Raw genomic sequence first — 12,756 nt, 5'->3', positions numbered from 1 at the left:
TTAAAATTCTAGCGGGACCACGGCGAAATGAGCACCAGACCTCTGCATTTCGGCTTCACCTACACGCCCTACAGCGAGCCGGAGGCGCGATTCGATCCGTTCAATCCGGCGCAGATTTCGACCCTGGCTCAGAGCGTCGAGAAGGCCGGCTTCACCTTCATCCGTTTCCAGGACAAGCAGGCGAGCGGCGAGGGTCCGGCGGCCTTCGCCCGCACCGAGCCCTTTACGACGGCCTCGTTCCTGGCCACCCGCACCAAGCGGCTCGGCTTCTTCGTCACCGGCAATACGAGCTACTTCGAGCCCTTCAATCTGGCGCGCCTCACCGCGTCGCTCGATCACGTCACTCATGGCCGCGCCGGCTGGGAGCTGGTTTCCGGCGCGTCGTATCCCGCAGCAATCAACTACAGCCATGCCGAGCCCTCGGCCGAGGAACACTACGGGCGGGCGGGCGAGGCCGCGGAGATCCTGAGCAAGCTCTGGGACTCCTGGGAGGATGACGCCTTCATCCGCAACAAGGCGACCGGCGACTACGTCGATGGCGACAAGATCCATCCGATCCACCACGCCGGCGAGCGCTTCCGCATCAAGGGGCCGCTCAACGTCGCGCGGCCGCCGCAGGGCCAGCTCGTCGTGGCGCACGAGATCACCTCGGAACTGTCCTATCCGCTCGCCGGGGCTCAGGCCGACGTGGTCTTCCTGGGCGCGCAACCGGCCGAAGAACTGAAGGTCCGCGTGGCCGCTTTTCAAGCCGCCCTCGACGCCGCCGGCCGTGATCGCAAGGACGTGCGCCTCTTCGCCGAGGCCACTGTGATCGTCGCGGCGAGCGCGGCGGAGGCCGCGGCCCTGGTGGAGCAACCCAGCCCGGCCGGAGACGCCGCGCCGCGCTTTGTCGGCGCGCCGGGCGAGGTCGCCGAACAACTGGCCGCCTATGCTGACGCCGCCGGCCTCGACGGCCTCACCCTGAGGGCCGCAGGGCTCCCAGGGCAACTCGACGCCCTCATCGAGCTGCTGGCGCCCGAGCTGCAGCGCCTCGGTCTGCTGTCGGCCCCCAAGGATGGCGGCACGCTGCGAGACCACCTGGCCCTCGACAAGCCTGCCAACCGCTACGCGGCGGCCTGAGCAGAAGCACCAATGTCGGCCGTCCATGTGGCCGGCCGACCTAACAATCGACGACCATCGTTGGCGAAATTCCGCCGGCGCCAAAGTGGAAGTGTCCTATGGCTGAGCGTGAACTGCACTTCGGATTGATGTTCTGGGCGAACGGCACCCACCCCTCGGGGTGGCGGATGCCGACGGCGCTCGAAACCGCCCCCTTCGACATCGAGTTCCTGCAAAGCGTGACCCAGATCGCCGAGGCAGCGAAGTTCGACTTCCTGTTCCTGGGCGATCGCCTGGCCTCCGACCCGGCGCTGCAGACCACCAATCCGTCGCAGATGTCGCGGCTGGAGCCGTTCATCTCGGCGGCGAGCCTGGCGGCTGCGACCAACCGCATCGGCATCGTGGTCACGGCCAACCCGACCTATTACGACCCCTTCGCCATCGCCCATCTCACCGCCTCGCTTGATCATCTCTCCGGCGGTCGCGCGTCCTGGAACCTGGTGACCGGCGCCGACGAGATCGCCGCCGCGAACTTCAGCCGCGATGAGCACTGGGATACCGACAAACGCTACGACTGGGCCGAGGAATTCGTCCAGGTGGCGAAGAAGCTGTGGGATTCCTGGGACGAGGACGGCTATGGCGCCGGTCCGAACGGCGGCGCCCAGTCGATCAACCACAGGGGCCGGTTCTTCTCTATCGACGGCCCGCTGCCGGTTCGCCGCCCACCTCAGGGCCACGTGGTGATCCTGCACGCCGGCACCTCGGATCGCTCTCGCGAGCTGGCGGCGCGCGACGCCGACGTGGTGTTCGCGGCCGGCCCGACCATCGCGGTGGCGAAGGCCTACTATGATGACGTGAAGACCCGCGCGAAGAAGTACGGCCGCACAGGCGACCAGATCGCCATCCTGCCGGGCATGACGCCGATCGTGGCTCCGACCACCGCAGAGGCGGTGAAGATCTACGATCAGCTCAACAGCTTCATCAAGCTCGACACCGAGGACACGCTCGAGGAGCATCGTCGCTACGGCGCGCTGGGCGGCCGCGGCAAGCGCAACCTGTCCAACGTCACCCGGGTGATCGAGGTCGACGTGCGTGGCCGCGATCCGGACGAGGCGGTCGATCCGCGGGTGCTCAAGGAAGCCAACGAGGAAGGCCAACGCCTCTTCGCCCAGATCAGCGAGCGCACGCGCCGGGACGTGACCGGCGCTAACCGCATCACCTATCGCGACCTGATCATCGCTGCGGCGGGGCAGGGCGGCGGCGTGGTCGGCAATCCGGTCGAGGTCGCCGATTACATTCAGGACTGGTTCGAGAAGGAAGCCTGCGACGGCTTCAACATCTTCCCCTCGTACAACCCCGACTCGGTCAGCGCCTTCGCCGATCTGGTGGTGCCGGTCCTGCAGGACCGCGGGCTCTACCGCCGGGACTACTCGGGCCCGACCTTCCGCGACCACCTTGGCCTGGCTCGCCCCGCCAATACCCTGACGGGCGCCCGCGCCGCGGCGGCGGAGTAGGCGATGAGCCGTTCTGACGTTCTGATCTCCGCCGCGGAGCTGAAATCGCGGTCTGACTTGGTGTTGATCGACGTCGGACCGCGCGAGGGCCGCGACATCGGCCTGGCGGGCGCCGTCCCCGCCGAGCTTGGCGCCGACTTCGCTGGGCCCGGCGGCGGCGACCTGGGGGCTCGCCCCCTGCCGCAGATCGACGATCTGCAGGCGCGCGTCCGGCGCTGGGGAGTCGGCGCGGACACCGAGGTCGTCGTCTATGACGACAAGGGCGGCCTCCAGGCGGCGCGGGCGTGGTGGACGTTGCGCTGGGCGGGTCTGACGCGGGTGCGGCTGCTGGACGGAGGGTTTCAGGCGGCGCAAGCGGCGGGGGCGCCCGTCGCGCCGCTCGCCGCTCCGTTCGGACCGGAGGGAACCGTCGAGATCTCGGCCGGACATCTATTGGTGCTGGACGCCGAGGCCGCCGCGAGCCTGGCGTGCGAAGGGCGCCTGCTGGACGCGCGCGGCGCTTCCGCCTTCACAGGCGACGAGGCTGCTCGGAGCGGCGGGCACATTCCCGGATCACTCAACGTTCCGGCTGCGGACAATCTCGGCCCGGACGGGCTGTTCTTGTCGGATGAGGCCTTGGCCGCGCGCTACTCGCCCTTCGGCGGCGAGTTAGGGGTGTCCTGCGGTTCGGGGGTGTCGGCGGCGCACGCCGCCGTGGCCTTGGCCATTCTTGGGCGGAACTCCGCGCTATACGTCGCGTCTTGGTCAGGCTGGAGCAGCGATCCGAGCCGACCGGTCGCGTATGGTCAACACTGAGCGGCTCTTGTCGAAGATGACCAGTCAAGCTTCGGCGGCCGTGTCCGAGACCGCTCTCGACACGCTTTTTCGCACCGCGCGGTCCGCCAACGCCTGGGCGCCGGGCGGTGTGTCGGAAGGGCTGCTCCGGAAGGTCTATGACCTGGCCAAGCTTGGCCCGACTTCGGCCAACGTGTCGCCGGCGCGTTTCCTGTTCCTGACGACGCCTGAGGCCAAGGCGCGGCTTGCTCCGCACCTCTCCAGTGCGAACCGCGCCAAGACGCTGGCCGCGCCCGCGACAGTGATCGTCGGCTACGACCTTCAGTTCGCCGACATGATCCCGCAGCTCTTCCCCCACAACCCCGGCGCCAAAGCTTGGTTCTCCGATCCGGAGGTGGCGGCCGTGACGGCCTTGCGCAACGGGACGCTGCAGGGCGCATATCTAATGCTCGCAGCCAGGGCCCTCGGGCTGGACTGCGGGCCGCTCTCTGGCTTCGACCACGCAGGGGTCGACCGCGAGTTCTTCACCGGCAGCGCCGTCGTTAGCAACTTCATCTGCAATCTCGGCAGGGCCGACAGAAGCAGCGAGCTCGCTCGGCTGCCGAGACTGAGCTTCGAGGATGCCTGCGGGCTCCTTTAGGGAAAGTCCGATGACTTCGCTGCGGTGTCGAAGCTGGCAGGCTGGTGGGGGCGAGGACAGGGCGCCTCGGTCCGGCGTCCGGACTTGGCGTTCGGTGGACGTTAGCGATCTGGCTTGGCCGGTGGCCCGCTGGCGAAGTGGTCGATGCCGCGTGACGCGGCCAGAGCGACCTGGCGCTGCCGCTCCGCGTAGCCCGCCCGTTGTTGCACGTCCCGCTCGCCATGGCAGGCCGGGCAGCTGACACCGTCTTCGTAGAGCGGCGAGGCGCGCTCCTCCGAAGTGACCGGCATGCGGCAGGCGCGGCACAGCACGTGGCTTCCTGGCGCAAGACCAGGGCCGAGCGCCACGCGCTGGTCAAAGACGAAACACTCGCCTTCCCAAAGGCTCGTCGGCCCGCTCGCCGTCTCCAGGTATTTCAGGATGCCGCCGTCGAGGTGATAAACGGCGTCCAGACCTTCCGACTTCAGGAAGGCGGTCGCCTTCTCGCAGCGAATTCCGCCGGTGCAGAACATGGCGATCTTCGGCGACGTCCGGCCACCCAGCAGGGCCTCGCGGTTCGCGCGGAACCAGTCTGGAAACTCCCGGAAACTACTCGTCCCCGGGTTCACTGCGCCCACGAAGGTGCCGATCCTGACCTCGTAGTCGTTTCGGGTGTCGATGACGAGCGTGTCCGGCTCGCTGATCAGGGTGTTCCAGTCGTCGGCCGACAAATAGTGTCCGGCCTCCAGGGGGTTTATGTGCGGCTGCCCCATGGTGACGATCTCGCGCTTGATGCGGACCTTCATCCTGTAGAACGGCATGACCTCGGCGCGGGAGATCTTCACCGATAGGTGCTCGCAGCCGGGCAGCGTGCGGATATAGGCCAGCGCCGCATCGATCCCGTCCGGTGTGCCCGCGATCGTGCCATTGATGCCCTCCGGCGCCAGCAGCAGCGTGCCTTTGATCCCGTGGTCGGCGCAGACAGCCGCCAGTCCATCGCGCAGCCGCTCGCAGTCGCTAAACGGCGAGAACCGGTAAAGGGCGGCGACACATACAGGCAGGTGGTGCTCGGTCATTTCGCGGCAATGCTGTCAGGTGAGCGGCTTCAGCGGCAGCAACTCCCACCGATAGCCACGCCATGGCAAGCTGCGAAGCGCGTCACCTTGCCTCGCGATGGAGCCGTGAAGGTCCGCAATCGGGGCGATGCCGGGTTCCGCAACTGGCGCCAAGCGGCCCCTGTGCGGTCGCGCAGGGCGGCTGCAGGAAAAAGGGCCGGCGCGCTGAACGGGCCGGCCCTTCGAACTATTCGGCGTAGAGGTTGTCGAACCTGCCGATCTTGCAGCTGTAGCCCTCGGGCGGGGCGGTCAGCTTGAACTTCCGCGGGTCAGAGCCCTTGGGATGCGAGGCCATGGTGGTCAGCGCCCAGAGGTTGAAGGCCTGGGTGTTCACCTGCGGCCACATATGGCCATGGGTGGCGGTGCAGGCGACGTGGACCACGTTGGGCTTGGAGCTGAAGTAGTTGGACCCGGCCTGGGTGCTGGGGCGATAGTCCGCGCACAGCACCGAGCCGCAGTGCCAGATGTCCTTCTCGCCGCCCCAGACCGTGACCACGATCATCGGATCGAGATCGTCCTTGAGGGGGAAGGGGCCGATGCGGCCCTGATGGATCTTGGCGGGAGCGTCGATCACCGCCTGGCGGGCGGCGTCGAAGCTCAGCGGGCCGCCATCATCCTTGCTGACGTACCACTCGCCCGAGATCGGCATGCCGCCGGCCCAGAAGTCGGAGCGGAAGGTCAGCGCCCGGTTGGTCATGGTCCCGCCCGAGGAGATGCCGCCGATGTAGAACCGGCTGGCGTCGAGCGGGAACTTCGTCCCGACGCACTTGATCATGGCTTCGAAGAAGCTCGAGTCCGGGCCTTGGTCGTTTTTCCAGGCGTCGCCCGCCGCGGTGGGGGCGCGGCCTTCGCGCCAAGGCATCCAGTTCCAGCCGTCCTTGCCCGGACCGTTGCAGGCGCCGCCGCCCAGATTGGGGTCCTGGTTGGCGCACTCGCGGACCGGGCCGATCACCGTGAAGCCCTTGTCGGCCATCAGCGCGTTGGCGCCGCTGCGCGCAACGTTGAGATTGGCGTAGGTCGACTCGACCGTTCCGGTCAGCGGGACCCAGACGGGCGCAGGTCCGGCAACGCCCTTGGCCGGATGGACATAGAAGGCGCGCTTTTCACCCTTGTGGGGGAAATCGACGTTCAGCCCTTCCTTGACCTGGTAGCCATCGGGGCACTCCCAGGTGATCTGCGGGGCTTTGGCGCTTTCAACCTGCGGCTTGTCGGCGGCGGCGCATCCGGCCAACGAGGTCAGCAGCGCGCCCACGCCCAGGATCTTGAGTTCAGAGTTCATCTGCTTTCCCCGTCACTTGCCGTCGATTGAAAAGGCCATGAGCACGTTGCCGTCGGCGCCGGTCAGGTCGCGTCCGGCGCTGGCGCCGGAACGGCCCGCATAGCCCGAGTGCACGTAGACCATGCCGCCTGAGATGGTCGGTCCCGCGCCGTCCATGACGCCGCCGAAGGCCTTGCGCCCTCCCAGCACGTCGGTGGGTTCAGAGCCGGTGTCGTAGGACCAGACCACCTTGCCGGTGGTCGCGTCATAGGCGCGGAAGACGCCGTCATAGGCGCCGGCGAAGACCAGGCCGGGCATGGCGCTCACCGCCTGCGAGACCGCTCCATGGCACCAACGGCCGGTCCAGCGGCACTTGGGGTTGGCGGGCGAGGGCGCGCTCCACAGCAGTTCGCCGTCGGCGATGCGCAGGGCATAGACGCCAGGCTTGCCCTCGTCGCCGGCCAGCACATCGGAGACGCCGACGTAAAGTCGCTTGCCGTCGCTGGCCATGCCGAACTCGACGCCGCCCAGGGCGCTGCCGGGACCGATGCGGCGGCTCCAGACCACCTTGCCTTCGGCGGCGGGATCCAGCGCGTAGACATGTCCCGACTTCTGGCCGACCAGCAGCAGCTGTTTGCCGCCTGGCAGGTCCTGCAGGATCGGCGAGTTGCCGATCGAGAAGTCGGGGCCTAGGTTCTTGGGGCAGTTGGCCGCCAGCTCCTTGCGGCCGTAGCCTTCCCAGCAACCGTTGATGAAGTTGTCGTTGGCCAGCAGCTGGTGCATCCACCGGACCTCGCCGGTGGCGATGTCCATGGCCATCACCGCGTCGGAGCCGTCGTACGGCACATCGGTGTAGGAGTTCGAGGTGCCGACGTAGACGAGGCCCCGCTTGGGGTCGATCGTCGGCGCCGACCAGATCGACCCGCCGGAGGGACCCCACATGGGGCGGCCCAGGCGGTTGGTGGTGAAGATCTTCGGTTCGACCGCGGTGGTGTAGGTCTTCCAGAGCACCTTGCCGGTGACCACGTCGAGCGTCACCAGCGAGCCTCGGAATTTGCAGCACTCCCAGCCGTCGTACTCGGCGAAGGCCTCGATACCGGACGAGATCGGCACGAACAGCTTGCCATCGTGGACGGTGGGCGCGCCGGTCATCTGCAGACCCGCGGAGTCGTCGACCTTGGTCTTCCAGAGCTGCTTGCCGGTTTCGGCGTCCAGAGCGACGGCGGCCTTGGTCCAGTCCGAGAAGAACAGGGCGTGGCGCGCCGGCGAGCCGGCCGGCAACGGGATGACGGTGACGCTGGACCGGGTGGCCGCCTCGGCCTCGTGGCGCCAGCGGACGCAGCCCGTCCTGGCGTCGAGCGCGTAGACCGCGCCGGACATGCTGGTGGTGAACAGCCAGTCGCCAACGATCGTCGCCTGGCCGTTCTTGGCCCCGGGGTAGTTGAAGGCCCACTTGAGCTTGAGCCGTGAGACGTCCGAGGCCTTCAGGCCGGGCTTGGCCTGGTAGCGCGCGTTGCGGGTGGTCGGGCTCCAGCCGTTCCAGCCGGCGGCCTTCAAGTTGATCGGCGGCGCGGGCGTCTCGCACTTCGGCGCGTCGAGCGGCATGTTCGCGGCCGACGGCCCCCAGATGCTGTTGGGGTCGATGTCGCCGGCGACCGGCGGAAGCTTGGTCCCGGTGATGTAGGCCGCGATGGCGGCCTTCTCGGCGCCGGAGAGCCCCTCGGCCATCGGCGCCATGGCGCCGTTGGTCAGCGAGGAGATGATGAAGGAGGGCGGGTTCTTGGACAGAACCTCACGCGCAGGCGTTCGGTCGACGGCGTTGTCGTGGCAGACCGCGCAGCGCTCCTTGTAGAGCGCCTCGCCGTCGGGCGGCGGGGCGATGGCGTCGGACGCCTGGGCGGTCAGCGAGGCGCCCAGCGTGAGGGCGAGTGCGGTCAAGGTCGCCGGGACGATCGCCGCACGGACGCGGGGCGGCAGGCGCTGGATCATGCGGAACTCTTTGAGCTTGAACGGAAAGGCGCCCGGGCCGCGGGCCCGGGCGCCTTGCGCGACGGTCAGAAGCGGTAGCGGAGCTGCAGGTTGTAGAACCGGCCGCCGCCCAGGTTGTGGGTGATGGCGTAGTTCACGTTCGCGCCGCCGACGGCGATCGAGGTGTCGTAGATCTCGTCGGTGAGGTTCGTGATCCCCAGCACCACGTCGTACTGGTTGTCGGCCGCGCGCCAGGTCAGGTTGGTGTTGACCAGGGTGTAGCCCTTCACTTCGAACAGCGGATTGTCGAAGACGCTCTGGTTATAGGAGCTCTGATAGGCCGCCGAGCCGCCCCAGATCAGGGAGCCGGGTTCGAAGTCCCAGGTGTAGGCGCCCGACAGGCTGACCTTGTGCGTCGGCGAGCGCGGCATGGTGTTGCCGGACAGGTCCTGCGGCGTGTTCAGCGGCAGCGAGGCGTTGGTGTTGTCGACCGCGCAGCAGAACTCTTTGATCTCGCCGTGCAGGTAGCTGTAGCCGCCTTGCAGCCAGAGCGAGGGCATCGGGCGCCAGTCGCCCTCGAGCTCGAGCCCGTAGAGTTCCGATTTGTCGATGTTCGTATACTGCGCGAACGTCCCGCCGGTGAGCGAGTTGAAGGCGGTGATCGGCGCCTGGAAGTCACGATAGTCGTAGTAGAAGAGCGCGCCCGACACTCGCAGGTCCGGGGTGATGTCGTGCTTCACGCCCAGTTCGTAGCTGTAGAGCTTTTCCGGATCGGTGGCGTTGTTGGTGGTGGCGTCGCCGAGGGTGAAGCCGCCCGCCTTGTAGCCCTGCGCGAAGTTTGCGTAGACGAGCAGGTCGTCGCTCGGCTCGTACTCGACGCCGAGGCGGATCGTGTAGCCGTCCTGCTCAAGTTTCAGCAGCTTGCCGGCGTATTCGGGCGCCGACCAGATGTCGCCGACCACTGTCTGGGGCGTGGATTCGAAGGCCGCGCCGAAGGCCGGGTTCCAGAAGACATAGCGGAACTGCGTGGTCGCCCGCTTGGAGTCGACGGTGTAGCGCAGGCCGCCCGTCAGCCTCCAGCTGTCATCGATGTGCCAGGTCGCCTGGCCAAAGGCCGCGGCGGACTGCTGACGCAGGATGTTGTGCTGCTGGTAGTAGGCGCGGTCGGGGTTGGCGAGCGCGGCGGGGTAGGGGGCGGCGCCGAAGATGGGGGTCGCGAGCTGCGGAACGTCCGGCATCGCTTCCCAGTAGCGCTCGTTGTAGTCGGACTTCAGGAAGTAGGCGCCGACCGTCCACTCCAGCTTCTCGTGGTCGTTGCCGACCAGGCGCAGCTCGTGGCTGAAATACTGGTTACGGTTCAAGTAGTTGGCGGTCATGTTGGTGCTGACCACCGTGCCGTCGGCCAGGCCGGTGCCGGTCACCTGGCCGGGCTGCGAGCCGGCGACGTACGACCCGCGCGAGGTGTTGTCGAGGTCGCTGTAACCCTTTGATTTATATTGGGCGATGCCGCCCACGTAGTAGAGCGTGGCGGGGCCCAGGTTCCAGTCGGCGTTCAGGATATGGACCTGGTTGCCGGTCAGCTTGTCGACGCCGCGCTGGTCGATATTGATGCGGCGCGGCTCGTTCGACGGCGAGGCGATTTCGTACTGGTACGTAGGGTTTGGAGCCAGGGCTCCCATAAACCCGACGGTGTTGTAGCGGCCCGGCGCGGTCTCAGCCGGCGTGTTCAGGTAGCTGAAGGTCGTCGAGCGCAGCAGGAAGTGCAGGTCCTCGGTGACGTCGCCCTCAAGCTGGAACTCGGCGTAGAAGTTGTCGACGTCGTAGCCGGCCTTGTAGGGCGCGATGTTCTTCGAGGCGGAGTCGCGCTGGTTGATCGACTGAACGCCGATGCGGACGCGGTAGTTGTCGTTGATCGGGCCGGCCAGCGTCAGGCCGAGCGTGCTCCAGTTGTACCGGCCGTAGCCGACCAGGGCCTCGCCCATGAAGGTCTCGGTCGGGCGGCGGCTGAGCAGGTTGGCGGCGCCGCCGATGGAGTCGCGACCCCACTGGGTGCCCTGCGGGCCGCGCAGGAACTGCACGTTGCCCCCGAACAGGGTGCTTTCGCCGACGGTGTTGAAGTCGACGTTGTAGAAGCCGTTCACGTAGTAGGCGATGGCGTTCTCGGAGCCGAGTGCGGTCGTTGCGTTCTGGCGACCGATGCCGCGCATGTTGACGCCGGTGTCGGAGATGTAGACGCCCGGAGTCAGGTTCACCATGTCCCGGACGGTGTTGGCGCCGATCAGGTTGCGCTCTTCAGCGCCGAAGGTCGTGACCGACACCGGCGCGCTCTCGATTTCGGCTTCGTGCCGTTGCGCGGTGACGACGAGCTCTTCGATCACATAGCCGTCGCGGGGCGCCGCTTGCGCGTTCGCGGCATGGGGCGCGAACACGGCCCCCATGGCGGTGGTGGCGAGCAAAAGACGTTGCAGGTTCATGTTTCCCCCCGTGAGCGGGCCGCGTGTCGCGGTCCCATTGTCGATGCATACAACGGCGTCTCGCCGGACGAGTCGCCTAGAAAGTATGCATACTACAGACTCAAAAAAACTCAGATGGCAATGTCATAACCTAGAAATGATCCTACTTAACGATCAGTTTCTGTCGTCGTGATGCGAATGCGCCGCGCTCCTTTCGGGGCGCGGCGCTCTTGTTTGGGGGCTACTCGTAGTTGGTGCGACCGCCCGCGGTCATGCCGCCGTCGACCACCAGGTCGTGGCAGTTGATGTACGCGCCCTCGTCGCTGGCCAGGAACAGCGCGGCGGTGGCGATGTCGTGCGGCAGGCCCGCTCGGCGCAGAGGTGTGGCTTTCGAGAGGTTGCGTGTCAGCTTCGCGAGTTTCGCGTCACCGGCGCCTGCCTCCATTCGCGAGGCGACGGCGGAACCTCCGAAGAAGATCGGCGTGGCGATCGCGCCGGGCGCGATGGAATTGACGCTGACGCCGTACTGCCCAAGCTCCATGCCGGCCATCTTGGTCGCCTGGACCACTGCGGCCTTGGCCATCGAGTAGAGGTAGCCGCCCATGTGGGTGCGGGCCGCCGCGACGCTGGAGTTGTTGATGATCGCGCCGCGGCCCTGGGCGCGCATGATCGGCGCGGCATGCTTGATGCCGAACACCACGCTGCCGACCAGCAGGTCCATCGCGTAGCTGAAGTGCTCCGGCGTCACGGTTTCGACGTCGCCGTCGGTGGGGCCGCCGGCGTTGTTGAACAGGCAGTCGAGCCGGCCGTAGGTGTCGACCGCGGTCTGGATGGCGCGTGCGATGTCCGCTTCGCGGCGCACGTCGGCCTGTACGAACGTGGCGCCGAGGCGGTCGGCCATTTCCTGGCCCTTGTCGGCGTTACGCGCAGCGATCACGACCTTCGCGCCCTCGGCGATGAAGAGCTCGACGCTCGCCTCGCCGATGCCGCTGGTCCCGCCGGTGATGACGGCGACCTTGCCTTCGAGCCTCGATGTCATGACCTGTTTTCCTTGAGTTTGATGTGCGGCTTTTGTCGCGATGAGCGGCGCTGTCCAGGACATTTTGACGAATTGCCACTTTCCAGATTGCCGTAATAGCGCGTATCAATCGGAAAATTTGAACGTGCAGTAGGAAATTCGATGTCGGCCGCTGAGATTCTCGATCGCGACTTCGCCACCCTGCCCGACGTGATCGGCGCGCAGGCGGTCGAGCTGAAGGACAAGCCGGCGCTGGTGGATGCGCGGCGGACGATCTCCTACGCCGAGCTGGACGAGCTGATGGACCGCATCGCCNCGCCGAAGGGCATCGTCCAGCCGCACCGGATGCGCTGGGGCCAGATCCGCCGCGGCGTCTATCCGGCCGAGTCGGTGACGATGATCTCGACGCCGCTCTACTCGAACACGACGTTGGTCTCGTACCTGCCGACGATCTCCAACGGCGGCACGGCGGTGCTGATGCCCAAGTTCGACGCCGAGCAGTTCCTGAAGCTGTCGGAGAAGCACCGCGCCACCCACGCCATGCTGGTGCCGGTGCAGTACCGCCGGCTGATGGAGCGGCCGGACTTCGACAGCTACGATCTTGGCAGTTACGTCGTGAAATTTTCGACCAGCGCGCCGTTTTCAGCCGAGGTGAAGGCTGATGTCCTGAAGCGTTGGCCGGGCGGGCTCGTGGAGTTCTACGGCATGACCGAGGGGGGCGGCTCATGCATGCTCCTGGCGCACGAGCATCCTGACAAGCTGCACACGGTCGGTCGCCCCATACCGGGGCACGACATGAGGCTCATCGGCGAGGACGGGGTCGAGGTGGCGCAAGGCGAGATCGGCGAAGTCGTCGGCCGCTCGGGTGCGATGATGGTCGGCTACCACAACCAGCCGGGCAAGACCTCGGAGGCCGAGTGGTACAGCCCTGAGGGCCTG

9 protein-coding genes and 1 pseudogene are annotated in these 12,756 nt (G+C 67.0%); 5 read left to right on the top strand and 5 right to left on the bottom strand.

What is annotated here, in order from left to right:
• Positions 1 to 27: 27 nt before the first annotated feature.
• The 4 genes from ASC79_RS10755 (at position 28) to ASC79_RS10740 (ending at position 4,026) form a co-directional block, all read left to right on the top strand.
• Positions 28 to 1,119, top strand: coding sequence for an LLM class flavin-dependent oxidoreductase (locus tag ASC79_RS10755; protein WP_056015666.1), 1,092 nt, complete (start codon positions 28 to 30; stop codon positions 1,117 to 1,119).
• Between the two features lie 98 nt (positions 1,120 to 1,217).
• Positions 1,218 to 2,612 carry an NtaA/DmoA family FMN-dependent monooxygenase gene (locus ASC79_RS10750; protein ID WP_056015663.1) on the top strand — a complete coding sequence of 465 codons (1,395 nt, stop codon included), beginning with the start codon at positions 1,218 to 1,220 and terminating at the stop codon, positions 2,610 to 2,612.
• Positions 2,613 to 2,615: 3 nt separating this feature from the next.
• Positions 2,616 to 3,407 (top strand): sulfurtransferase, encoded by a 792-nt coding sequence (locus tag ASC79_RS10745; protein ID WP_056015659.1) that lies wholly within the window; start codon positions 2,616 to 2,618, stop codon positions 3,405 to 3,407.
• Positions 3,408 to 3,423: 16 nt separating this feature from the next.
• Positions 3,424 to 4,026 (top strand): malonic semialdehyde reductase, encoded by a 603-nt coding sequence (locus tag ASC79_RS10740; protein ID WP_056017845.1) that lies wholly within the window; start codon positions 3,424 to 3,426, stop codon positions 4,024 to 4,026.
• 101 nt (positions 4,027 to 4,127) lie between these two features.
• On the opposite strand, the gene ASC79_RS10735 is transcribed toward ASC79_RS10740, so the two are convergent.
• The 5 genes from ASC79_RS10735 to ASC79_RS10715 all read right to left on the bottom strand — a co-directional run bounded on the left by ASC79_RS10735 (position 4,128) and on the right by ASC79_RS10715 (position 11,838).
• A complete protein-coding gene (locus ASC79_RS10735) occupies positions 4,128 to 5,081 on the bottom strand; it encodes a rhodanese-related sulfurtransferase (RefSeq protein WP_056015656.1) in 954 nt (317 codons plus the stop codon).
• A gap of 226 nt (positions 5,082 to 5,307) precedes the next feature.
• Positions 5,308 to 6,399: a hypothetical protein gene (locus ASC79_RS10730; RefSeq protein WP_056015653.1), complete on the bottom strand. Its 1,092-nt coding sequence runs from the start codon at positions 6,397 to 6,399 to the stop codon at positions 5,308 to 5,310.
• Between the two features lie 12 nt (positions 6,400 to 6,411).
• Positions 6,412 to 8,367 carry a PQQ-binding-like beta-propeller repeat protein gene (locus ASC79_RS10725; protein ID WP_056015649.1) on the bottom strand — a complete coding sequence of 652 codons (1,956 nt, stop codon included), beginning with the start codon at positions 8,365 to 8,367 and terminating at the stop codon, positions 6,412 to 6,414.
• A 65-nt stretch (positions 8,368 to 8,432) separates the two neighbouring features.
• The gene (locus ASC79_RS10720; RefSeq protein ID WP_056015646.1) at positions 8,433 to 10,820 is read right to left on the bottom strand and encodes a TonB-dependent receptor; all 2,388 of its coding nucleotides are present in this window, start codon (positions 10,818 to 10,820) and stop codon (positions 8,433 to 8,435) included.
• Between the two features lie 220 nt (positions 10,821 to 11,040).
• A complete protein-coding gene (locus tag ASC79_RS10715) occupies positions 11,041 to 11,838 on the bottom strand; it encodes an SDR family NAD(P)-dependent oxidoreductase (protein ID WP_056015642.1) in 798 nt (265 codons plus the stop codon).
• 295 nt (positions 11,839 to 12,133) lie between these two features.
• On the opposite strand from ASC79_RS10715, the pseudogene ASC79_RS10710 reads away from it, so the two are divergent.
• A pseudogene (locus ASC79_RS10710) lies at positions 12,134 to 12,756 on the top strand (class I adenylate-forming enzyme family protein); the annotation flags it as partial.

The organism is Phenylobacterium sp. Root1290, from assembly GCF_001425305.1.
In the GTDB taxonomy this organism is placed as follows: domain Bacteria; phylum Pseudomonadota; class Alphaproteobacteria; order Caulobacterales; family Caulobacteraceae; genus Phenylobacterium.
The sequence above is the reverse complement of the archived record's forward strand: the minus strand, read 5'-3'. Positions and strand labels throughout refer to the sequence as shown.